Below are 22,493 nucleotides of genomic sequence, written 5' to 3'. Positions count from 1 at the left end.
GCAACTCTCTTAGTCTATCATACCCTCTCGGGTTTGTCAACTACTTTTTGAAAGTTTTTTTGAGGTTTTTCGACCTCTTTTGCTCCTGCGCTTTGACAGCCATAATAGCTTACCATGTTTTTCCAAACTTGTCAACTACTTTTCAAGATTTTTTTCATCCCAAACTGTCTTTTTCACAGCGACGGGTTATATAATAGCACATCGTTCCCATGGTGTCAACCATCTTTTTGAACTTTTTCCACTTTTTTTGTTTTTTATACATGCAGTCTTTATAAAATAGGTAGAACTACGGTTTTTTTGTCTTTTTTGCCATTATTTTAAAACAACGCAGGCAAGTTTGAACTGAAATTTTATATATCACAAAGGAGCCGGTTTCCGCAGCATTGCGGCACAGCCCGGCTCCTTATAAACAGGCAGGTTATTCTAATATTATCTATGAATCTCCAGCAGCTTCTGTTTCAGCTCGTTTTCCATCTTCTGCAGCTCGATCTCCGCGGTCTGGCGCTTCTGCCTTCCCTCATCCTGAATCCGCATCACTTCATCCAGGGTGGAAATCAAAGATTCATTGGTATGCTTCAGGGTCTCCATATCCACGATGCCCCGTTCAGATTCCTTCGCAGTCTCAATCGTGGCCATCTTCAGCGTATCCGCATTTCTGCGCAGCAGCTCGTTGGTCATGTCTGTCACTTCCCGCTGGGCTTTTGCCGCCTGCTGAGAATGGGCAACGCCTAAAGCCAGCACCATCTGGCTTTTCCACAGAGGGATGGTATTCACAATAGTGGACTGGATTTTTTCCGACATCATGGTGTCATTGCTCTGTACCAGACGGATCTGGGGAGCCATTTGAATGGAAATCATCCTGGTCAGCTCCAGGTCGTGGAGCTTCTTTTCAAAGCGGGTGCACATGGCCTGCATGTCATTGACCGCCTGGGCATCCTCCGGCAGGCCGCTTCTGGCCGCCTGATCCATCATAGCCGGCAGTTCCACCTGCTGCGCTTTTTCCAGGCGTTTTCTCCCTGCCAGCAGATACATGGTCAGTTCCTTATAATAGTTCTTATTCAGCTCATACATTTTATCCATCATGGCCACGTCTTTCATGAGCTGAATCTGGTGTCCCTCCAGGACTTGGCAGACCTTTGTCACATTCGCGTCAGCTTTTTCATATTTGGCCTTCATGGAAGTCAGCTTGTTGGCGCTCTTTTTAAAGAAACCGAACAGGCCCTTCTCTTCTTCCTCCACATCAAAGCTCTTCAGTTCCGTCACCAGCCCGCCCAGCATCTCGCCGATTTCACCCAGATCTTTGGTCTTTACGCTGTCCAGCGCCGTCTGGCTGAAATCCGCAATTTTCTTCTGTGCGCCTGCGCCGTACTGCAGCACCATCTGCGAATTGTTCAGTTCGATTTTTTCCGCAAAAGCTGCCACCTGAGCCTTTTCTTCTTCTGAAAGCACCGCTTCCTCGGGGGCAGGCGCGGGTATTTCCGCCTGCTGTACCGCGGGCGCAGCCGTTTCTGCCGATTCAAAAGGATCAAAGGTCAGCGTGGGAGCCTGCAGCTGTTTTTCCATATTTTCCATGGCTTATTTCACCTCCGCAAAATCATCTTTTGTCAGACCTTCCTGCGCCAGCAGGGCCTGCAGAACGGAAATATCCGCCGATACATCCATCGCTATGTCCGCGAACAGGCTGTCAAACAATTTTTCAAACGCATCGTTGATGGTATCCATCGTCTTCTCTATCTCTACTTTAGCCTTTGTAATATTCTCCCCCTGCACGGGCTGCGCGTCAAATTCCTGATAAGTTCGCACCAGCTTCATGGTGGTGGGAAGATAATATTCCATAAACCTGCGCAGCTCCGGGAGCTGTTCCGGTTTTCTCTCCACATAAGTAAAAATCTTTCCAGTTATGGCTTCCAATCTGTCCAGTTTCCGCGAAATCAGTTCTCCGGGGATCGCATCGTTGGCCTCGCGGATCTGCCGGATATAAGACTTTCCTTCTGCCACTGCCTCATGCAGCTCTCGCCTCTCCGGATCCTTCATATCTTCCTGCTGTTTTTCCACGGCCTGCTGCTGCTCTTTCTGCCGGAGCATCAGGGCTTCATACTGCTGATAAGTTTCCTGATCCAGCAGAAAATACTGCCCGTCTGCAGACAGCCTGGCATCAGGAAACATATTCAGCGCCATCATCCGCTTTAAGTCTTTTACCACATAGTTCCGGGACTTCCCAATACTCTCGGCAATCTGTTTTATATCCGCAAATTTCCGGTCGTCCAAGGCTGTCACATATTTACGGAACCTGTTCAGGCGCTTCCGCAGGGACAGTCCCCGGCAGAGCATCACAGCGCCAATCAGCGCCAGAGGAAGAAAAACACCCAAGGTGGCAGCCCCCTCAACCTGCGTCAGCACACTCGTCCCCCATAAACTTCCGAAGATCAGGGAAAACAGGGAAAATATACCGAACATAATGGAGCCGAATACCGTAAATAATACGCCGGACACTTTTCCGGGAGGCCTTCTGGTCACCAGGGAAGGGGAAAGCAGGGTCTGCATTTCAGGAGCGGCATTGCATTGGCCATTCATCGGTCTGAACTGCTGTCTTCTGAAGGCTTCCTGTTCTCTTTCATCAGGCTTTGTTTTTTGTGCCTTTCCATCCGGAAATGGCTGCCAGCCCTCTTCGGATCGGAACTCATTTTTCACAGAGCGGCGCACAGTATCCGCAGATTTGCGCACCTCCCGCATAGCTTCATTAACGGACCGGCGCACAGTCTGATTGAGCTGGTCAAAATTCATGGATTCCCGCGCATTACGGACTGCTTTTTGAATTTCTTCTGATATATGGTCAAATTGATCTCTGTTCTGATTCATGGCAAACCTCCGCATAGTGCCTTTATCATATCATCTTTCCGGCCCGCACGCAAGTTATCCCTGTGAAATTTTACACACTTTCCTGTCATAGGTAAAAAGCCCGTTCACCTCTTCTTCCACATCGGAAAGCTGTGTATACACGGAAGCGCACAGACCATGGGGCTTCAGGGCTTCCACAGTCTCCTCCAGCTTTTCATAGGCCTCTCTGAATTCTTCTGTCCCTCTGCAGGTCCGGTAGCCATACGCTTTTGGCGCAAAAGCGTGTTCTTCCAGGAAACAGGCATAGCCGCCATACTCAGTCAGCGCCACCGGCCGACGGTCTTTCGGCACTTTTAATCTATAAAAATAATTATGTATGCTCCGCAGATCCCCGTGGCCCTGGTCGTACCAGCCGCTGGCCTCGTCGATCAGCCTGGTTCTGTCCAGCTTCCTGATCTCCCGCACCGCACGGCCGGCGTCAAACTGGCCCCAGCCTTCATTAAACGGTACCCAGGCAGCGATACAAGGACTGCTGCAGAGATATTTTACCGTCTCCCTGCACTCCCGCATCCACTCCCTGCGCCCGGCCGCATCCTTTCTGGCCAGCAGGCCGTAAAGCCGGTCGGGAAGCAGACGGGCAAGGGGCGGAAGCACCGTCACCAGATAACAGGTTGCCAGCCTGCTGTATTTTCCGCCGCCGTTAACCATGTCCTGCCATACCAGGATGCCCAGCCTGTCGCAGTGGTAATACCATCGGAGCGGTTCAATTTTCAGATGCTTCCGCAGCATGTTAAAACCCAGGGCCTTTACCTGCTCCAGTTCCCATACAAACGCCTGCTCGCAGGGCGGAGTATACAGGCCTTCCGGCCAGTAGCCCTGGTCCAGAAGCCCTTTCTGAAAATATGGCTGATGGTTGAGGCACAGTCTGGGTACTCCTTTACAATCCTTTTCCACCGTGATACAGCGCATGGCAAAATAGCTGCGCACCCGGTCTTCCCCGTATTCTATCTCAAGATCATACAAAAAAGGATCTTCCGGAGACCAGCTTTTCACATCCGGAATTTCTGCCTGCAATGCGCTGCCCGCCGCGCCTTCTATTTCTGAGATCAGCCTTCCCCTGTCATAAACCCTGGCCCGCACAGCAAGGCTCTCCGCCCCGGCGCTCTCCGTCTCCGCAGCGATTTCCAGCTTACCCCCATCATACAGAGGCGTCAGACGCAGGCTGCTGATATATGTTTCCGGCACCCATTCGCTCCATACCGTCTGCCATATGCCGCTCTGGGCCGTATAAAACATTCCTCCGCGGTTTAAGGTCTGCTTCCCCCGGCTGTGGTAAGAAGTATCGCTGTAGTCCTGTACCCGCAGGCAGATCTCGTTGTTTCCTTCTCTGACCGCGTCGGTGATATCCGCCGTAAACGGCAGATAGCCTCCCACATGGCGCAGCACGGCCTTTCCATTGACCCAAAGGGCACAGCACTGATCCACAGCTCCGAAATGAAGCAGCAGCCTCTTCTTTTCCGGCCGTTCCGTCACAAAAATCTCTCTGCGGTACCACAGGTATTCTTCCGGCCGCAGCTGTCTTTCCACGCCGGAGAGCGCCGTTTCCGGTGAAAAGGGCACCAGAATTCTGCCGTCCCAGGTTTCAGGTTTTTCCCATGTATCTTTTATGGCGTACTGCCACCATCCGTTGAGGATTTCATACTGCTCCCGCTTCATCTGAGGCCTGGGATATTCGGGAAACGGTACATATGTATCTGTGTGCGCGTCCTTTTGGACCTGTTCTCCCCACCTGGTCCACAGCTGTTTCACATCTCTATCTTCCGGCCTGTGCAGCGCGGTCAGAACCGCATCCTTTACTCTCATAATTCAATCCCTTTCCAGCCTGTACGGCGTCTCCTGGTACACAAAGAAATTCAGCCAGTTGCTGTACAGCGTATTGGCGTGCCCCCGCCAGGTCAGCAGCGGAGTGTTGGCAGGGTCGTCTTCTTCATAATAATGTTCGGGAATATCAGGATTTAGCCCCTTCTTTTTATCTCTGTTATACTCAAAGTCCAGCGTCATCCTGTCATATTCCGGGTGGCCGAAAACGAAAATCTGCCTGCCGTCCCTGCTGCTGGCGAGATAGACGCCGGCTTCTTCCGATTCCGCCAGTAAAAGAAGCTCCGGATCTGACAGCACGGCTTCTCTGGATACCCCGCTGTAGCGGGAATGGGGCGCCATAAATTCATCGTCAAAGCTGCGTACCAGAGGATTGGTCTTATCCAGCACGCGGTGGCGGTACACGCCGGAAAGTTTTTTGGGCATCTCTATTTTGGGAATCCCAAAATGGTAGTACATGCCGGCCATCGCTCCCCAGCACACATGGAAGGTGGACGTGACATGGGTTTTCGTCCATTCCATAATATCCGACAGCTCTCCCCAGTAATTCACCTCTTCATAGGCCATGGTCTCCACAGGCGCGCCTGTGATGATCATGCCGTCATAGTGGTTTTTCCGGATCTGGCTGAATGTGGTATAAAATTTATTCAGATGGCTGGCGGAGGTATGTCTGGATTCATGGGTTTCCAGCGTCAGGTAAGTCACCTCCACCTGCAGGGGCGTGTTGGACAGCGCCCGCAGCAGCTGTGTTTCATAAGACTGTTTCAGCGGCATCAGATTCAGAATCACAATCTCCAGGGGACGGATATCCTGGGTCGCGGCCCGGCTCTCATCCATCATGAATATATTTTCCGATTCCAGCACTGCTCTCGCCGGAAGGTCATTCTGTACTTTAATGGGCATCTGTTTCCTCCTCTCCGTCCGGAAGCTTTCCGGACAGCACCGTCTCTTCTGTGATGATGGGTATCCCCAAATCTTTTGCCTTTTTGTTCTTAGAAGACTGGGACGCGATATCGTTATTTACCAGATAGCTGGTCTTCGCGCTTACTGTCCCGGTCACTTTTCCGCCCCTGGCCTCCAGATATGCTTTCATTTCATTCCGGTTGGCAAAATGCTCCACCGCCCCGGTGATTACAAAAGTCTTTCCGGCAAAAATCTGCTCTTCTGCAGGAGCCTGCTCCTGCTCGATTATCAGTTCTTTCAACAGATTTTCCAGCGATTCCCGGTTCTTTTCAGAGGCGAAATAACCCGTCCAGGCTTCTGCCAGCACGCCTCCGATTCCGTCCACTTCTGTCAGCTCTTCCTGATTTGCCCGCATCAGACGGTCCAAATCCCCTCCGAAAGCCCTGCACAGCATCCTGGCATTTGCCAGACCGATCCCCGGAATGCCCAGGCTGTAAATCAGCCGGGGCAGAGTAGTATGAGAAGCTTTTTTCGCGGAAGCAATGAGGTTTTCGTAAGACTTTTCTCCGAAACCTTCCAGCTCCACAATCTCATCCCTGTACCGTTCCAGCCGGAATAAGTCCGCAAATTCGTGAATAAAGCCTCTGGCGATAAATTTTTCCAGGGTAGCCTCGGACATGCCGTCCACATTCATGGCGTCTCTGCTCACAAACAGGGCGAAGCTTTTGATCTTTTTGGCCTGGCATTCAGGGTTGGTGCAATAAAGCGTCCGAACCTCTCCTGTATCCCGGACCTCTGTATCCCCTCCGCAGACAGGGCAATGCCGCGGAATGGTAATTTTCCCGCTGCGGGTCAGATTTTCCCCGATTTGCGGGATGATCATGTTGGCTTTATATACGGTGATCCTGTCCCCTTCTCCCAGCTCCAGGGCCTCCATCACGGACAGGTTATGCACGCTGGCACGGCTGACTGTGGTCCCCTCCAACTGCACTGGTTCAAACACTGCCACCGGATTGATCAACCCTGTCCGCGAAGGGCTCCATTCTATATAAGAAAGGCTGGTCTGCGCCTGTTCGTCCGCCCATTTAAAGGCGATGGCGTTCCTGGGAAATTTGGCGGTCCGCCCCAGGGACTCTCCATAGGCGATATCTTCCAGGAGAAGCACCAGCCCGTCGCTGGGCAGGTCATTGTCCCGGATTTTTCCGGCAAAGCGTTCCACTGCTTCCGCCACGGTATCCCTGTTCACCTTCTCATATTCCACTACGCCGAAGCCCTGGCCCTTCAGCCATTCAAACTGTTTTGCCCTGGAATTTTCAAAATCCACTTCTTCCGCTTCCACCAAAGCAAAGGCCATGAAGCGCACATGCCGGCTGGCCGTCACCTGGCTGTTCAGCTGCCGCACGGAGCCTGCGCAGAGATTTCTGGGATTTTTATATTTCGCGTCCAGTTCCTGGATTTCTTCGTTCATCTTCCGGAAATCCTGGTAACCGATCAGTGCCTCTCCGCGCAGCACCAGCCTTCCGGTATGAGGAATGCGCACGGGCAGGTTCTCAAAGGCCCTGGCGTTGCTGGTCACCACTTCTCCCACCTCGCCGTTTCCCCGGGTCACTGCCTTGGCCAGCTCTCCGCCGTCATAAGTCAGCACCACCGTCAGTCCGTCCATTTTCCAGGACAGGATTCCCTGCTGTTCACCCAGAAACTCCTGCAGGTCTTCCACGCTCTTGGTCTTATCCAGGGACAGCATGGGAGAAGGGTGATGTTCCTTTGGCAATTCGCTGAGCACTTCATAGCCTACCTGTGCTGTCGGGCTGCCGGCCAGGACAGTCCCCGTCTCTTTTTCCAGCAGCCGCAGCTCGTCATAAAGCCTGTCATATTCCAAATTGCTCATGATCTCCCTGCTCTCCTGATAATAAGCTCTGGCTGCTGCGTTCAGCTGCTTTACCAGCTCTTCCATCCGCGCTCCGGCTGCTGTCTGATTTTTATTTTCTGACATATTCTGCTCCCTGTTATCCTCATTTTGTGCGATATCCGCTTTATAATAAACATTACTCTTTAGGTTCTCCGCAGATCCTGTAGAGCTCCTGCCTCTCTTCCTCTGTCAATTCCCGGTATTCTCCAGGCCCCAGGCCTCCCAGCAGCACGTTCATCACCCGCACACGTTTTAACCGGCATACTTCATAACCCAAAGCCTGGCACATCCGGCGGATCTGCCGGTTCAAACCCTGGGTCAGCACAATCCTGAATTCCTTTTCCCCGATTTTGCCGCACCGGCAGGGCCGCGTCACCGTATTCAGGATCGGAACGCCTTTTTCCATGGCTCTGAGAAACTCCGCTGTCACCGGCCGGTTCACACGGACCTCGTATTCCTTTTCATGGCCATAGCGTCCCCGCAGGATACGGTTGACCAGGGCTCCGTCATCCGTCATCAAGATCAGCCCCTCCGAATCCTTATCCAGCCGCCCGATGGGATAAATCCGGGACGGATAGCCCACCATCCCCACAATGCTGTGTTTCTCATGACAGTTTTCCACTGTAGTGCACACAATGCCTCTGGGCTTGTGGACCGCCAGTACCACCCGTTCCCGGTCCGCAGGCGCCGGCCGCACCGGCCTGCCGTCCAGGCAGATCCGTTCTTTCCCGGAAATTTTCTCCCCCAGCTCCGCTTTCCTGCCGTTTATGGTAATCCTGCCTGATTCTGTCAGGCGGTCCGCTTCTCTTCGGGAACACACTCCCGTATCGCTTAAATATTTATTCAGACGGATCTGTTCCATTCCCTGCTTCCTTCCTGTCTGTTATCTTTACCAGTATACAACAGTTCATGCAGATTTTCCAGCAGTTTTCATGGGTTCAATATCAGGTCCCAGGTTCCCTCTTCGGGGCAGTGCAGCAGTTCAAATTCCCGGAGCCGCCCTTCCCCAGCTACGCTGCAGCGGTATTTCCTGGACAGCACCCCGCCGTAATATTTCTGCTCAGAAGACAGGACGTGAAGCGGTTTCAAAGTATGGATCATGCCATTGTCATCCTGATACTTCATGATATAAGGAAGCGACCGCCCGGCTGCCGTATACCAGCACCCCACCGCCACGCGCCTCCGGCTGCCGGAAACCGCTCTTTCTTCCCGGTGTCTCAGCTCTGTTCCTGTCAAAAAAGCCATTCTATCTTCCTCCTGCCCTGCTCATCAAAGACGCCCTCACCAAAGCGTCAGGCCCAAACCTGCGCCGGATGCAGTCCACTGTCTGATCCATCCGCCGTTTCTTTTCCTCCTCTCCCGGAAACAGCTCCAACTGCCATCCGCCTTCCTCACTGCCCGCGGCAGTGTGGATTCCCAAATGCCGCAGCGGCCGGCCATCCCACATCTGTTCAAAAATCCCGCGGGAAATTTGATAAATTTCTCCGGTAATATCTGTTTCCCGCTTCAGGGTCCGCTGACGGCTGATGTTTCTGAAGTTCTGATCCCTGATGCTGACTGACACTACCGCCGCCTTCGCTCCGTCCGCCCGCAGCCTGGCTCCTACTTTCTCTGACAGATACAGAAGCACCCGCCCGGCTGCTTCCGGGTCTGTCACATCTTCCGCCGTGGTGGTGCTGTTTCCATAGCCAGCCTGTTTCACCGGCGGCTCCAGAACCGGGGAGCAGTCTTTTCCATTGGCAAAATCCTGAATCCATTCTCCCTGTTTTTTCAAATGTGATCTCAAAAGCTCCGGGTCCGCCGCTGCCAGTTCCCCAATGGTATGGATCCCCAGACTGCGCAGTTTTCCTCCGGCGGCCCTCCCCACAAAAAACAATTTTTCCACAGGCAGAGGCCACATTTTTTGCGGCACCTCTCTGAAAAAAAGGGTATGAACCAGATCCGGCTTTTTAAAATCCCCGGCCATTTTGGCCAGCAGCCGGTTTTCAGAAATCCCGATATTCACGGTAAATCCCAGTTCTTCCCGAATCCTGTCCTTCAACGCCGCAGCCGCCTTTTCAGGAGGCCCCCACAAATTTTCCGTACCTGTCATTTCCATAAATGCTTCGTCAATGCTGTATTGTTCCACCCGGGGGGAATACTGCTTCAGCAGCTTCACCAGCATGGCAGAGCTGCGTTCATACAATTCATAATCCGGAGGAACGATCATTAATTCCGGGCACTTTCTCCTGGCTTCCAGAATGCTGTCCCCTGTCCGGACACCGCAGGCTCCGGCCGCCATAGATTTGGCAAGAATGATGCCATGCCGTTTTGCAATATCTCCGCCTACCGCCGCTTTCTGAAAACGCAGATCTTTTCTGTCTCCCAGATAATATCTGCGGTAAGCCGCTTCCCAGCTCAAATATGCGGAATTTACATCCACATGAAAAAATATATTTTTCAAACGTACGTTCCCTCCTTTCCCCTATATTGTATAGAACATATATTCGTTTCACAACAGGGAATTTATGGGAATTGAAAAAGAATCCCGCTGGCGGGATTCTCCGCCTGCGGCGTGTCGCTTTAGCGACGTAATTCCTTACGCCGCAGTGTGATCCCCGGAGGGTTTTGTTGCATAGGGAACGCAGTTTCCTATGTAAAAATAAAAGAGCTGCCGCTTTACGGTTTTTCACCGTTCAAGCGGCAGCCCATTGATGCCCTCTTCTGTCTCCTCTGCATTCATCTGTTTTTTCGTTTCCGGTACGCGCTGGGGCTGATGCCTTCTGCTTTCCGGAAAACGTTGGAAAAGTACATTCCGCTGCCAAATCCTACCCGTTCTCCAATCTCTCCTACTGACAAAGAGGAAGAGGCCAGCAGCACCTTGGCGTATTCTATCCGGCGCTGTTCGATATAATGTCCAAGAGGAATTCCCATCTCCTGCCTGAACAGCCTGGACAAATGGTACTTCGATATCCCCACCGCCCGCCCTACTGTCTCCAGTTCTGTCTTTTCTGTAAAATGCTGTTCCAGAAATTCCAACGTCTGTTCCACATGGGGATTCCTTTTCTCTTTAAGGTGCCCGAACTGCCCGATCCCCTTATACAGCAGGCACAGGAAATAACTCTGCCACAGGCCGGTCTGCACTTCATCTGCCAGCGCATCGCTGAATCCCAGCAGTTTTTCGTACCACTCTTCCAGCTCCGCCCTGTTTTCACAGGCTGTCACCGGATGTTCCGGCGACAGGTGCGGTCCATACAGCATCTCTTGTATCCCCGATTCTTTTTTCAGGTCAAAATGAACCCAGTACAGGCTCCATGGATTTTTTATGGAAGATCTGTAAGAAATCTCCCGGCCCGCATGACAAAACATCAGATTTCCCGACCGGATGGCATATCGTCTGCCCTGACAGCACAGTTCTCCCTCTCCTCCCACGCACAGCATCATCAGATAAAAATCCTGGTGCCTTCTGTGTATTCTGTGATCTGCCGCGCATTTATAAAATCCAGCGCAGCTGTAATACGCTCCGTGGTTTCTCGCATAAGGTTCCCAATTTTTCCTGCTTACCGTATTTGTAATATATTCTGCGCCCATTCCCGCCTCCTTTCCCCCATCATATCCCAAATTTTATAAAACAGCAAGATTTTATAAATATTTACCCATTTCTGCTATGGCGTCCATCTCGCCCAGGCAGTATGATGGTCTTCAGATCAATTTCACAGGAGGTTTTTCATGGAACACACACATTTTTCTCTGGACACCGCCCATCCCCGCTATGTGATCTGGGGACTGGGCCAGGATGAGCGCTTCTATTTTTCGGAATGGCTCCCCGCCTTTTTCTCCCGCACCCTTACATTCTCCGCCCTGCCTCCGGAATCTTCTTTTTCCTGGATTTTCACGGGGGAGCGGGGCCGGGTGGAAATCCGGTATGAAAACAAAACGCTGGCCCTTGCTCAGTACTATACAGATTCTTTTGCGCTTTACCCTTTTGACCCGGAGAAACAGGCCGGACAGGTCAGCCGCCATCCGGAAAAATGCTGGAAGGAGGACTCTGTATCGGTACAATCGCTTCCTTCCCTGACCCTGACTTATGATTCCCACCTGCGCCTTACTGTCTTTTCAGGCGAAGCGCTTCTGCTGTCCCAGCACTGCACTCTGGACCTGAACCGTCACCAGCTGTCTGTGTCGGGGCAAAACTGCTTTGTAGAAGGTGATCTGATCCTTCCGGATATGGACTTCGCATCCCCCGCATCAGATTCCTCCTGCCTTTTTCAGAAAATAGAAGGCTTCGGAGGCATCGCCAGCACTCCCTCCTATCATATGCTCAGTGAAAAAGGGAAATCGCTCTGGTGGAAATATGTGGAGGAATACCGGCTGCTCATCCAGAGAGAATATCCCAACCGGGGCAGCGCTGATTCCAAAACAATTCCCTGGGACGATCCCTCCCGCGCGGTTCCCCATTACTACGGCAATAATTTCCCTGTAGGTGAAACCAGCGACTTCAATTATAACCGGAAAATTCTGGAACTGGGCGGATGCGTCTGGTTTGAATTCTGGCTGTATCCCGATTCTTCCTATGAAGAAAGGGAACTGAATGTTCAGACGCTGGTCAGTCAGATTCTGGACTATTGCAGACAGTCAGAAAAAGCCGGACAGCCGCCCTCTGTGGTAGGCATCCAGAATGAGCGCTGTGAATCCGCCGAAACGCTGGAAAAGCTGGTGCCTCTCCTGCGCAGAAGCCTGGATGAGAATGGTTTTGAGCAGGTAAAGTTATCCACCTGTAACGCCAGCTTTCTGAAGGAAGGTCTCACTTATCTGGAGCGTTTTCAGCATTCCAGGCAGGTGTGGGAATCTATGGACTATACGGCTTCTAACATGTACGATTACCAGATCTGTTTCGCAGACCTGGAAGAATTTCTTCCTGTGATGAGGCAGTTTCATGAGAAGTCAAAGGGCCTCCCCTTCCTCTCCACTGAAATTGCCGTGAATCATTGTCCGTTCCAGGAGGATTCCTATCACCTGGCATTCAATTTGGGGGTTTTCTATCATTATAACCTGACTGTTCTGAATGCCTGCGCACTCTGCTACTGCTGGACGCTGATGGATGTGACGGAACCTTCCTACGGCTTTACCAGAACCCTGTTCACTGTGGATGCTGCCCATGGTTTTCTGCCGGTTCCTTCCGGATACATCCTGCGCACCTTCGGAGCCTTTTCCCGGCATATTCAAAAAAATATGCGCCGCATCCAGGTATCCTGTTCTGTCCCCGGCATCCTCTGTTCCGGCTATTCAGACGGAACGGACGGATATGTTTATCTGTTTCTGAATCAAAACACCAGAAACTGCGTCATTCAGACAGACAAGCTGGAGGGAAGCGGCAAAGGCTTTCAGGCCGAGCTCTGCGACCCTTACCATGAAAATGACGCGGTTCCCTGTTCTGCCGAAATCCAGCTCCCGGCAGGCGCCCTTCTGACACTTTACACCAGAAAGGAGAGTTTCTATGAATAAGTCATTGCCGGATCATGTTGTTTTTTCCAAAATGAAAGAATGCCTTTATACCCCTGTAGTCGGGGATATTCTGGACAGTCTGGGATTTTCCCATCAGTTTCTGCCTCCTGCCATCCGTCCGCTTTCACCTGATATGAAACTGGCCGGCATCGCCTGCACCGTGCTGGAATGCGATGTATTCGGCGAGCAGCCCAAACCTTTCGGGCTGCTCACCGAAGCTCTGGATCAGCTTCGGGAAAATGAAATCTATATTGCCACAGGGGCTCACCGCAGCGCTCTGTGGGGAGAGCTTCTGACAGCGGCCGCCAGAATGCGGGGCGCATCCGGCGCTGTGCTGGACGGCTGGCACCGGGATACGCCTCAGGTACTGGAACAGAATTTTCCCGTCTTCAGTCAGGGATGCTGGGCTCAGGATTCCAGCATCCGTACCAGCGTCCTCTCTTTCCGCTGTCCCATCGAGATCGGCCAGGTCACAGTCCTGGACGGAGATATTATTTTCGGCGACATCGACGGGGTGGTTGTCATTCCCCGGGATATTTTTTCAGAAGTTCTGGAAAAATCTATGGAAAAGGCCTCCGGAGAAAAATTAGTGCGCAAAGCAATCGAAAGCGGCATGTCCGCTACCGAAGCTTTCGCCCGTTTCGGCATTCTGTAAAGGAGGAGCCCTATGGAACAGACTGCTTTCCAGATTCACTCCAAAGACAATGTGGCCACCGCCCTCTCCCCCCTTTCCCCAGGAAACGTCAGGCTCACCGGAGAAGGCCCGATGGATTCTGTGCTCTGTACAGAACCGATCCCAAAAGGCCACAAGATAGCCCTGAAAAAAATCAGGCAAGGAGAGCTGATCCTGAAATACGGCGTTCCCATCGGCTGCGCCATCCGGGATATTCCTCCAGGCACTTTTGTACATCTGCACTGTATCCGCAGCCTCTATGACGAACGCTCTTCCCATCTGGACCCGGCCACCGGCGCTCCTCTGGATACTCGATATGAATAAAAGGAGGAAATATTTTGAACATTTTTTCCAAAAGTTTTAAAGGCTATTTGAGAAAAGACGGGCGAAAAGGCATACGCAACCGGCTTCTGGTGATCTATACCGTAGAATGCGCCGCCTTTGTCGCGAAAGAAATTTCCAGACAGAGCCCCTATCCGGAAACAGAATGCGTGGGATTCTCCGGCTGTACAGACAATCAGTATGCTGTCCGCCTTCTCATCTCCCTGATCCGCCATCCAAATGTCGGCGGCGTTCTGACTGTGGGACTGGGCTGTGAATATACGCAGCCTTCCTGGCTGGATGAAATTGCCCGCAATGCCGGAAAAGCCCACGCCTGGCTCCTCATTCAGACAGAAGGAGGAACACTTCCCTCCGTCCGGAAGGGGCTGTCCCTGATCCGTGAAATGCTCCCCGCCCTCTCTTCCGTTCCTCAACGAGAGATGCAGATTTCCGACCTCGTCATCGGAGCGGAATGCGGCGGCAGCGATTATACCAGCGGGCTGGCAGGCAATGTGACAGTGGGGCGCTTTTTTGATATGCTGGTGGATGCCGGCGGCACGGCCCTGTTCGAAGAAATCGTGGAAGCCGTCGGCCTGGAGGACTATCTGTCCGGGCGGGGCGCCGGTCCTTCCGTCAAAGAAGAAATCCGCCGAACCTATCAAAAAGCCCTGGAATACTGCAGACAGGTCCGCCAGTATTCGGTCAGCCCGGGCAACTTTGCGGGCGGCCTCTCCACCATCGAGGAAAAAAGCATGGGCGCCGTGGCCAAAAGCGGCGCGCGCCCCATAAACGGAGTTTTAAAGGTATCTGAAAATCCCCCCTCTCCCGGCCTTTTTCTTCTGGATTCCACGCCGGATCCTTACTTCATGCAGTTTGGCATTACGAATCCCAATGACAGCGAAGGACTCCTGGATTTAATTTCCTGCGGAGCCCACCTGGTCTTTCTGGTGACGGGCCGGGGCAATGTAATTGGAAGCGCCGTATCTCCCTGCCTTAAAATCACCGGAAATGCAGATACTTACCGCCATATGAAGGAAGATATGGATTTTGACGCAAGCCCTGTGCTGTTTGGAGACTGTACTCTGGGAAAGCTGGCTGAGGGACTGGCCGGCCTGGTTCTGGAAATTGCATCCGGAAAAAAATCCAGGGCAGAATGCCTGGGCCATGCGGAATATTTTATTCCATACAAATATCAGGAAATGAGGTGCAGATCGAATGAAACTTACTGATATGCAGAAACTTTATTCTTTGGAAGGGCTCACCGCGGCCGTCACCGGCGGCGCTACCGGCCTTGGCCTGGCTATTACGAAATGTCTGGCCGCCGCCGGAGCCCGGGTAGCGGTCATCAGCCGGGATCTGTCAGGAAATGCTTCAGAAATATTGGCTGAATTAGATGGGAAAGTGTCCTTTTATCCCTTTGATATTACAGAAACCCAAAAATCCCAGGAGATTGCAGATATCATCCGCGCTGATCTGGGGCCCTGCTCCATTTTAGTCAACAATGCCGGAAACCACTGCAAAAAATATATCTGGGACATGTCCGCGGAAGAATACAGAAAGGTCCTGGATGTCCATCTGACCGGAGCCTTCGCCCTGACAAAAGCGTTCCTCCCGCAGATGAGAGAAAATTCCTTCGGACGCATCCTGTTCCTGGCCAGCATGACCAGCTATATCGGACAGCCGCAGGTCTGCGGCTATGCCACTGCCAAAGCAGGAATCCTGGGACTCGTGCATACTCTGGCCGCGGAAACCGCCTCTTTCGGCGTCACGGTCAACGCTATCGCGCCAGGCTGGATCGATACCCCCATGTTCCGCCAGGCTACCAGCCAGGATCCGGCCAGGCTTCAAAAAATCCTTGGGCGCATTCCCGCCGGGCAAATCGGTTCGCCCATGGATGTGGGGCACTGCGCCGCTTTTCTCTGCAGCCGGGCGGCCGGTTATATCAACGGAGCCTGTATCCCCGTGGACGGCGGCGCTCTGATCGGATTTTAAAACAGAACGCCTGCTTAAAGAATCCTATGATGCTTCAACTCGCCGGTATCATAAAATTCTGTCCATTCACAGACATTTACAGCATGATCCCCGATCCGCTCCAGGTATTTGGCAAACATCAGCAGGTCCACCGCCCGATCCGGGCTCTCCCTGTCCTCTTTCAGTAATTTTATAACCTCTTCCTTTACCTGGTTAAAGAAATCATCAATTACATCATCCTGTCTTTCCACCTGTTCGGCCAAGAGCTGATCTTTCCGGATAAATGCGTCGACAGCGTCCTGCAGCATAGCCTGGACGCTGTTCACCATTTCAGCCAGCACTTCCATTCTCTTCTGTGATCCGCCGCTGTTCAGCCTGAGCACCAGCTCCGCAATATCCGCCGCATGGTCTCCGATCCGTTCCAGATCCGTGACCACTTTCAGCGCCATGGAAATATGGCGCAAATCTCCGGCTACCGGCTGCTGCCGCAGCATCAGCATCAGGCAGCGGGATTCTATAGAACGCTCCGCCTCGTTGACTGCCCGGTCGCGCTCAATTACGCCGGCCGCCAATTCCCGGTCATTTTCGGCAAACGCCCGGAAGGTTTTTTGAATCGATCCCACCACCATTTCGCCCATGCCGGCCAGTTCCTCGTTCATCTCCTGCAGTTCCTGTTCAAAAGAAATTCTTGTTTTCATGCCCGCTCCTCCATGCGGCCGTCATCCGAAACGGCCGGTAATATAGTCCTCGGTCTTTTTCTCTTTCGGCCTGGAAAACAGTTCTGTAGTAGGGGCATATTCAATAATCTCCCCTACCAGGAAAAAGGCCGTATAATCCGCGATTCTGGTAGCCTGCTGCATATTATGGGTGACGATCACCACTGTATATTTTTTCTTCAGCTCCCCCATCAGATCTTCAATTTTCAGTGTGGAAATCGGGTCCAGCGCAGAGGTGGGTTCATCCATCAGCAGCACTTCAGGTTCCACTGCCAGCGCTCTGGCAATGCAGAGGCGCTGCTGCTGTCCGCCGGAAAGCCCCAGGGCGGATTTTTTCATCCTGTCATGCACCTCGTCCCACAATGCCGCGCCCCGCAGGCTGTTTTCCACAATTTCATCCAGCCTGGCTTTATTCTTAATTCCATGAATCCTGGGCCCATAAGCAATATTATCATAAATGCTCATGGGGAACGGATTGGGCTGCTGAAATACCATGCCTACTTTTTTCCGCAGAAGGGTGGCGTCCACCTTAGGGCTGTATATATCTTCGCCGTCCAGCAGGATTTTTCCGTCAATTTTTACGCCGGGCACCAGATCGTTCATCCGGTTCAAGGTTTTTAAATACGTAGATTTCCCGCAGCCTGAGGGGCCGATCAAAGCTGTAATCTGATTCTCATACAAATCCAGATTTATATTTTTCAGCGCGTGATTTGTCCCGTAGTACAGGTTCAGGTCCGATGTAGCTATTTTTATGTTCATGTGTTTTCTCCTCTGCTATTTCTGTCTTGTCACATCAAAACGGCTGGTCAGATACCGGGCCAGCAGGTTGATTCCCAGTACAATAATCAGAAGCACCACTGCAATCCCGAACGCCTGATTGTATTTTCCCTTGGTCATGGAAAGATACAGCTGAATGGTCATTGTCCCGCTGGATTCAAATAGTTTGGAAAACAGGCCTCCGGGCAGTTGGAAACCGCTGCCGGCGGTAAACAGCAGGGCGGCCGATTCCCCAACAATACGGCCCACCGCCAGGATAATTCCGGTAAGAATTCCAGGCATCGCGCTGGGCAGCAGGATGGTTCGGATCATGTACCATTTTGTAGCGCCGATCCCCAGAGCGCCTGAACGATAGCTGTCAGGAACGGTTTTCAGCGCTTCCTGCGTGCTTCTGGTGATCAGCGGAAGGATCATCAGTGTCAATGTGAAAGACCCGGTAAGCACAGAATAGCTCAGGCCAAACAGCCTTCCGAACACCACCATGCCGAACAGGCCAAAAATGATGGACGGAATACCGGACAGCACCTCTGTGGTAAACTCAATGGCCCTTACCAGTTTTCCCGGGCGGGCGTATTCATTCAGATAAATCGCGGAACCGATTCCTACCGGAGCTGCGATCAGCAGCGTGATCACAATCATGTACAGCGTATTAATGATATTCCCCAGAATCCCAAAAGTCCCCTTTGCGGAGCTCTGGACTGTGGATAGAAACTGCCAGTTGATCTGCGGGATTCCCCTGTAAAATACATAGCCCATAATTCCTGCCAGAAGCGCCAGAGCCAGTGCAGCGCACAAATTAATCAGCATCTTTAAAACCTGGTCTGACATACGGATCTTTTTCTGATAAATGCTGTTTTTATTCATGGCCTGCCGCTCCTTTCTTAAATATCCTGTTCAGGACTATATTGATGATCATGATAAAAGCGAACAATACCAGGCCGACAGTAAACAGCACTTCCCGGTGAAGCCCCTCTGCGTAGGACATTTCAGCCACAATGGCTGTGGTCAGGAACCGCACAGAATTAAAGGGAAGAGGAATGTTTACCGAGCTGCCGGAAACCAGCGTAATGGCCATCGCCTCACCGATCGCCCTTCCGCAGCCCAGTACAATAGCTGTCATCACGCCTGATTTGGCGGCGGGAAGGATTACTTTAAATATGGTCTGGATCTGAGTAGCCCCTAAAGCCAGCGAAGCACTCTTTAAATGTTTCGGAACCGCCCGCAGCGCAGATTCGCTGATATTGATTACAGTGGGCAGGATCATCACAGCCAGCACCAGCACGGCTGAAATCAGATTGGCCCCGCCGGAAAATTGATGGGTAGTGGAGCCTTCAAAAATTTTCAGCTCCAGTTTATACATCAGTGGGTTTAAAATCATCACACCCAGCAGCCCGTAAATCACAGAGGGGATGCCTGCCAGCAGTTCTATCGCGGGACGCACGGCAGCCGCCAGTTTCGGCGGCGCTGTTTCCGCCAGAAAAATGGCTGTAAACAAACCAATAGGCACACCGATCAATATTGCCAGGAATGTTCCTGCAATAGATGTAAGAATTACATACAGGATACCAAAAGACGCCGGATCCGCAGTCGGCGTCCATATATTTCCAAACAGAATTTCCAGGATACCCACTTTAAACAGCGCCGGCGTTCCGCTGATTATCATATAAGCTGTGATGGACAGAACAGCCAGTATCGCAAGAAAACCACAGCCGGTAAAAATATACTGGGCTGTTTTTTCCACTGCGGACTTCCTTTTTCTGTTGGCGAAAATGGAAGGGGTATTTTTATTCATCAGTCGTTTTCCTCCTCGATCAGGGACTGCAGTCTGCCCGGCGGCAGCAGCAGGAAAAAGGCCGCATCCGCGGCCTCCGTAAGCTCAATCATTCTGTAACCGGAATCAGTCCCACAGAAGAAATCAGCTCTGTACCCTTGTCAGAATGCACATAGTCGAACAAAGCCTGTACCAGCTCGTTCTGTTCGGAAATTTCTCCCTTCGTCGCCATCACAAAAGGACGGCTCAGGAAATAGCTTCCATCTTTAATATTCGCTTCATTGGCTTCTATGCCTTCCAGCTTCAGAACATTTACACTTTCATCAATTACATCCAGAGATACATAACCGATAGCTCCGGGAATGGATGCCGCTTTCGCCATCACTGCGCCTGTGGAATCCAGCTCATTGGCATACTTGCAGGCATCTTCGATACCCAGGATCTCTTCAAATGCACCTCTTGTGCCTGACCCAGCTTCACGTCCCACTACTACAATGGGCATATTGGAACCGCCCAAATCGCTCCAGTTGGTCACCTCGCCGGTATAGATGCTGATCAGCTGTTCTTTTGTCAGATTATCTACCGTATTGGAAGGATCCGTCACCACCGCGATTCCATCAATGGCCACAATGTTTTCCACCGCGCCCTTGCCTTTCTCTTCATCCTTCAGATTTCTGGATGAATTGCCGATATCGCACTGCCCTGCCAGCACAGACTCCACGCCTGCGGAGGAACCGGTAAATTCCGCCTGAACCGTAACATCAGGATGATCTTCCATGAACGCTTCTGCCAGAGCGTTTGCGAATTTCTCCATTGAAGTAGAGCCGGCCATAATCACAGACCCCTTTAATTCTGTCTTTTCCTCCGCTGTAGTCTCTTCAGCGCCCGCGGATGATTTTCCGGCCTCTGTAGTGCCTGCTTCTGTCGTTCCCTTTGTTTCGGGAGCAGCCGTGGTAACAGACGACGGTTCGGAACCACAGGCTATCATACCCAGCGCCATCGCCCCTGCCGCTGCCAGCGCAAAAATTTTTTTCTTCATCATGATACTTTTCCTCCTCCTGTATTCGGATGATTGATCTCTTTTCTTGATTACGTACCCATTATAAAAAAATACAGTTTTCCATACTATCCGATTTCAGTTAAGGTTTTGTAAAATCTGTGTTATATCATAAAATCATAAAAACTGCCGGAGGGATATCAAAGATTCCCTTTCCCCGGCAGTTTCCCAGATTATTTATTTCATTGTAACACCTTCAGGACTCTTCCGTCTCTTCCTCCGGAATCCAGGCTTTTCCAAATTTTACGTCTCTGAACAGCGCGGTCAGCCCGGTAATCTGCTTCAGCCGCAGGATCTCGTCCCGGTCCATGCCCAGATGTTTGGAAATCCAGGCGTCGCTGCGGCCGATCTCATGCAGCTCCTGGACAATATTGCTCATCAGTTCCACATCATGAGAGCCTCTGGCCCGGTTATGCCGGATGGTACTTGCCATCCGCTGGTCGATAGGCTTATCAATGACAGATACCGGCAGCATTCCTCCCTCCCGGTCATAAATATCCCGGTGTTCCAGCATTACCCGATACCGGTGAAACCCGTCCACAATTACATACTGGTCCTCCGTCTGGTCATAGTAGCATACGATAGGCATCGTATAACCATCTTCCCGGATGCTGTCATAGAGCAGCCGCATTTCCGGAGGCGCCACCGCATTGGGATTGTATGTATTCGCAACGATTTTTTCTACAGGCACAGGCCTGACATGATATACAGGGCTTTCAAATTTCATTTCCTACTTCCTCCAATCCCTTGTATTTCCTGCGTATGATATTCACCCGCCTCTGTTCTCCCGCGTTCAGGCCAAAGCCCATAAAGCGGCACAAATGATCATTTTTCAAAATGCAGTAGCACATCCTCTTCCAGGATGGGATATCCTTTGTGCTCTGGATATCGTCCGTATCATCCGGAATTTTCTGAAGAAAAATTACCCGGGATTTCTTATCCAGGGTATAATTAGACACGCCGTTTTTTTTGATTTTATACCCTTTCTCAATCAATTCATTAATACATTCCTCCGAAAGCCCTCCGCCGGTTCTGTGCCAAAAATCCATTGAAGTTCTGAATTTTTTAATATAATTGTCGCGCAGGCGGGCGGGCAGCGTATCCAGCAAAAACAGCGTATATGATTTCCAGGAATGCCCCGCAGGCAGAGATACATTCCGGTACCCCATGGCCTTTGTCCTGCCATAGATTGCCGTGAAGTTCGCCCCCTGAACTCTCCCCACCAGCCTGGACCAGGTTTCCGGCTCCAGTACCCGGTACAGGTTCAGAGAATCCTTGGCATAATCATTAAAGGGGGAGGCCACACGCATCTGCCCCGGTTTCAGCCCTGCTTTATAATACAGATCATATAATTTATTATATGGATATCCAAATCTGTAATAAGCTGCCCAGATATCCGAGGTACTCCAGTCGTAAAGAGGGGAGGCCGACCATACGTCCTTAAACTGGCGGGAAATCCAGCATTGGCCCTGATATCCATATCTTTTATTCACAAAGCCGCTGTAGCGCTGGAGCGATTCAGACGCTCTTATTCCCAACAGGCAGACTGTTTTTCCGTCGCCGTGAGATATCTTATACCAGCGGGCAAACTGCTTTGCCAGGTCTTCCTGGCGCATTCTGTACCGGTAAAGGAGAAAAGGATTGTGATCCTGATGAATGACATAAGGTTTGTCCGGCATCGGCCTTACCCATATATCCTTTTTCCTGTCGTCCCATGGATACCAGTACATCTGATAGCTGCTCATAGCAGTCCGCACTGCCATAGGCAGGCAGACCCAGTAAGGTTCAATTTCCGGCAGATACTGTTCAAAGGTCTGTTCCACATATTCTGTAGTCACCTGGTACTGCGCTTCAAAATCCTGGTGAAATACCCCCACCTTTTTCTGGATTCCATGGCGGCGTTTAAAATCCATCAGCAGATGAAGCAGCAAGCCGCTGTCTTTTCCTCCGCTGAAGGATACCAGGATATTATCGAATTCCTTAAAAATAAAATCCAAACGTTCTTCCAGCGCCTCACAGACATTCATTTCCAGATATTTTTTCTTCAAATTGCTCCACATCCTTTTCTTTCGTATATCGCCTCCCTCTATGCGGCAGGAGAACGCGGCGTTATAACTATTATATTTATCCTCTTGAATAATATCAATGCTTTGCTGGAATTTTTTTCCAATTTCTTTTATTTCCTTAGCGCGCAA

General features: G+C 51.5%; 21 protein-coding genes. 5 read left to right on the top strand and 16 right to left on the bottom strand.

Annotated elements, in window-relative coordinates:
• Positions 1-429 precede the first annotated feature (429 nt).
• From EV209_RS15445 to EV209_RS15405, 9 genes are all read right to left on the bottom strand, one after another.
• Positions 430-1,572: a toxic anion resistance protein gene (locus EV209_RS15445; protein ID WP_130436365.1), complete on the bottom strand. Its 1,143-nt coding sequence runs from the start codon at positions 1,570-1,572 to the stop codon at positions 430-432.
• A 3-nt stretch (positions 1,573-1,575) separates the two neighbouring features.
• On the bottom strand, positions 1,576-2,859 hold the full coding sequence (locus tag EV209_RS15440) for a 5-bromo-4-chloroindolyl phosphate hydrolysis family protein (protein WP_165388955.1): 1,284 nt from the start codon (positions 2,857-2,859) through the stop codon (positions 1,576-1,578).
• A gap of 54 nt (positions 2,860-2,913) precedes the next feature.
• Positions 2,914-4,701, bottom strand: a complete 1,788-nt coding sequence (locus EV209_RS15435) for a glycoside hydrolase family 2 protein (protein ID WP_130436363.1) — start codon at positions 4,699-4,701, stop codon at positions 2,914-2,916.
• Between the two features lie 3 nt (positions 4,702-4,704).
• Positions 4,705-5,619, bottom strand: coding sequence for a homoserine O-acetyltransferase MetA (gene metA, locus EV209_RS15430; RefSeq protein ID WP_130436362.1), 915 nt, complete (start codon positions 5,617-5,619; stop codon positions 4,705-4,707).
• Entirely contained in the window at positions 5,609-7,612 is a 2,004-nt protein-coding gene (gene ligA / locus EV209_RS15425; protein ID WP_243647611.1) for an NAD-dependent DNA ligase LigA, read from the bottom strand. Before ligA ends, metA begins: the two co-directional genes overlap by 11 nt.
• Positions 7,613-7,664: 52 nt before the next feature.
• The gene (locus tag EV209_RS15420) at positions 7,665-8,390 is read right to left on the bottom strand and encodes a pseudouridine synthase (RefSeq protein ID WP_130436361.1); all 726 of its coding nucleotides are present in this window, start codon (positions 8,388-8,390) and stop codon (positions 7,665-7,667) included.
• 68 nt (positions 8,391-8,458) lie between these two features.
• On the bottom strand, positions 8,459-8,773 hold the full coding sequence (locus tag EV209_RS15415) for a hypothetical protein (RefSeq protein WP_130436360.1): 315 nt from the start codon (positions 8,771-8,773) through the stop codon (positions 8,459-8,461).
• Between the two features lies 1 nt (position 8,774).
• The gene (locus EV209_RS15410; protein ID WP_130436359.1) at positions 8,775-9,971 is read right to left on the bottom strand and encodes a Y-family DNA polymerase; all 1,197 of its coding nucleotides are present in this window, start codon (positions 9,969-9,971) and stop codon (positions 8,775-8,777) included.
• A gap of 275 nt (positions 9,972-10,246) precedes the next feature.
• Positions 10,247-11,098: an AraC family transcriptional regulator gene (locus EV209_RS15405; RefSeq protein ID WP_130436358.1), complete on the bottom strand. Its 852-nt coding sequence runs from the start codon at positions 11,096-11,098 to the stop codon at positions 10,247-10,249.
• A gap of 138 nt (positions 11,099-11,236) precedes the next feature.
• Here EV209_RS15405 and EV209_RS15400 point away from each other — a divergent pair, with 138 nt between their 5' ends.
• From EV209_RS15400 to EV209_RS15380, 5 genes are read left to right on the top strand one after another with little or no spacing between them, the layout of a single operon-like run.
• Positions 11,237-13,012, top strand: a complete 1,776-nt coding sequence (locus tag EV209_RS15400) for a glycoside hydrolase (RefSeq protein ID WP_130436357.1) — start codon at positions 11,237-11,239, stop codon at positions 13,010-13,012.
• Positions 13,005-13,667: an RraA family protein gene (locus tag EV209_RS15395; protein WP_130436356.1), complete on the top strand. Its 663-nt coding sequence runs from the start codon at positions 13,005-13,007 to the stop codon at positions 13,665-13,667. The genes EV209_RS15400 and EV209_RS15395 overlap by 8 nt, the downstream gene beginning before the upstream one ends.
• A gap of 12 nt (positions 13,668-13,679) precedes the next feature.
• Positions 13,680-14,009, top strand: coding sequence for a UxaA family hydrolase (locus tag EV209_RS15390; RefSeq protein WP_130436355.1), 330 nt, complete (start codon positions 13,680-13,682; stop codon positions 14,007-14,009).
• 14 nt (positions 14,010-14,023) lie between these two features.
• A complete protein-coding gene (locus tag EV209_RS15385) occupies positions 14,024-15,235 on the top strand; it encodes a UxaA family hydrolase (RefSeq protein ID WP_330521488.1) in 1,212 nt (403 codons plus the stop codon).
• Positions 15,222-15,998, top strand: a complete 777-nt coding sequence (locus EV209_RS15380; RefSeq protein WP_130436353.1) for an SDR family NAD(P)-dependent oxidoreductase — start codon at positions 15,222-15,224, stop codon at positions 15,996-15,998. Before EV209_RS15385 ends, EV209_RS15380 begins: the two co-directional genes overlap by 14 nt.
• 14 nt (positions 15,999-16,012) lie before the next feature.
• On the opposite strand, the gene phoU is transcribed toward EV209_RS15380, so the two are convergent.
• The 7 genes from phoU to EV209_RS15345 form a co-directional block, all read right to left on the bottom strand.
• Entirely contained in the window at positions 16,013-16,675 is a 663-nt protein-coding gene (gene phoU, locus EV209_RS15375; protein WP_130436352.1) for a phosphate signaling complex protein PhoU, read from the bottom strand.
• Between the two features lie 21 nt (positions 16,676-16,696).
• Positions 16,697-17,452, bottom strand: coding sequence for a phosphate ABC transporter ATP-binding protein PstB (gene pstB, locus EV209_RS15370; RefSeq protein ID WP_130436351.1), 756 nt, complete (start codon positions 17,450-17,452; stop codon positions 16,697-16,699).
• 15 nt (positions 17,453-17,467) lie between these two features.
• A complete protein-coding gene (pstA, locus tag EV209_RS15365; RefSeq protein WP_408609018.1) occupies positions 17,468-18,298 on the bottom strand; it encodes a phosphate ABC transporter permease PstA in 831 nt (276 codons plus the stop codon).
• A gap of 28 nt (positions 18,299-18,326) precedes the next feature.
• On the bottom strand, positions 18,327-19,262 hold the full coding sequence (gene pstC, locus EV209_RS15360) for a phosphate ABC transporter permease subunit PstC (RefSeq protein ID WP_130436349.1): 936 nt from the start codon (positions 19,260-19,262) through the stop codon (positions 18,327-18,329).
• 88 nt (positions 19,263-19,350) lie between these two features.
• On the bottom strand, positions 19,351-20,280 hold the full coding sequence (locus tag EV209_RS15355) for a phosphate ABC transporter substrate-binding protein (RefSeq protein ID WP_130436374.1): 930 nt from the start codon (positions 20,278-20,280) through the stop codon (positions 19,351-19,353).
• A 214-nt stretch (positions 20,281-20,494) separates the two neighbouring features.
• Positions 20,495-21,025 carry an IbrB-like domain-containing protein gene (locus EV209_RS15350; RefSeq protein WP_130436348.1) on the bottom strand — a complete coding sequence of 177 codons (531 nt, stop codon included), beginning with the start codon at positions 21,023-21,025 and terminating at the stop codon, positions 20,495-20,497.
• Positions 21,015-22,346, bottom strand: a complete 1,332-nt coding sequence (locus EV209_RS15345; RefSeq protein ID WP_130436347.1) for a phosphoadenosine phosphosulfate reductase — start codon at positions 22,344-22,346, stop codon at positions 21,015-21,017. The genes EV209_RS15350 and EV209_RS15345 overlap by 11 nt, the downstream gene beginning before the upstream one ends.
• Between the last annotated feature and the right edge of the window lie 147 nt (positions 22,347-22,493).

It is taken from the genome of Cuneatibacter caecimuris, from assembly GCF_004216775.1.
Lineage (GTDB): Bacteria > Bacillota > Clostridia > Lachnospirales > Lachnospiraceae > Cuneatibacter > Cuneatibacter caecimuris.
This window is presented reverse-complemented; position numbering and strand designations above follow the sequence as displayed.

Bases quoted from the DNA above. Each gene is read 5' to 3' on its own strand.
- EV209_RS15415 (WP_130436360.1), bottom strand. From the start codon at position 8,773: ATGGCTTTTTTGACAGGAACAGAGCTGAGACACCGGGAAGAAAGAGCG.
- pstC (WP_130436349.1), bottom strand. From the start codon at position 19,262: ATGAATAAAAATACCCCTTCCATTTTCGCCAACAGAAAAAGGAAGTCC.
- EV209_RS15435 (WP_130436363.1), bottom strand. From the start codon at position 4,701: ATGAGAGTAAAGGATGCGGTTCTGACCGCGCTGCACAGGCCGGAAGAT.
- EV209_RS15400 (WP_130436357.1), top strand. From the start codon at position 11,237: ATGGAACACACACATTTTTCTCTGGACACCGCCCATCCCCGCTATGTG.
- EV209_RS15420 (WP_130436361.1), bottom strand. From the start codon at position 8,390: ATGGAACAGATCCGTCTGAATAAATATTTAAGCGATACGGGAGTGTGT.
- EV209_RS15445 (WP_130436365.1), bottom strand. From the start codon at position 1,572: ATGGAAAATATGGAAAAACAGCTGCAGGCTCCCACGCTGACCTTTGAT.
- metA (WP_130436362.1), bottom strand. From the start codon at position 5,619: ATGCCCATTAAAGTACAGAATGACCTTCCGGCGAGAGCAGTGCTGGAA.
- pstA (WP_408609018.1), bottom strand. From the start codon at position 18,298: ATGTCAGACCAGGTTTTAAAGATGCTGATTAATTTGTGCGCTGCACTG.
- EV209_RS15440 (WP_165388955.1), bottom strand. From the start codon at position 2,859: ATGAATCAGAACAGAGATCAATTTGACCATATATCAGAAGAAATTCAA.
- pstB (WP_130436351.1), bottom strand. From the start codon at position 17,452: ATGAACATAAAAATAGCTACATCGGACCTGAACCTGTACTACGGGACA.
- EV209_RS15355 (WP_130436374.1), bottom strand. From the start codon at position 20,280: ATGAAGAAAAAAATTTTTGCGCTGGCAGCGGCAGGGGCGATGGCGCTG.
- EV209_RS15390 (WP_130436355.1), top strand. From the start codon at position 13,680: ATGGAACAGACTGCTTTCCAGATTCACTCCAAAGACAATGTGGCCACC.
- EV209_RS15405 (WP_130436358.1), bottom strand. From the start codon at position 11,098: ATGGGCGCAGAATATATTACAAATACGGTAAGCAGGAAAAATTGGGAA.
- ligA (WP_243647611.1), bottom strand. From the start codon at position 7,612: ATGTCAGAAAATAAAAATCAGACAGCAGCCGGAGCGCGGATGGAAGAG.
- EV209_RS15380 (WP_130436353.1), top strand. From the start codon at position 15,222: ATGAAACTTACTGATATGCAGAAACTTTATTCTTTGGAAGGGCTCACC.
- EV209_RS15395 (WP_130436356.1), top strand. From the start codon at position 13,005: ATGAATAAGTCATTGCCGGATCATGTTGTTTTTTCCAAAATGAAAGAA.
- EV209_RS15350 (WP_130436348.1), bottom strand. From the start codon at position 21,025: ATGAAATTTGAAAGCCCTGTATATCATGTCAGGCCTGTGCCTGTAGAA.
- phoU (WP_130436352.1), bottom strand. From the start codon at position 16,675: ATGAAAACAAGAATTTCTTTTGAACAGGAACTGCAGGAGATGAACGAG.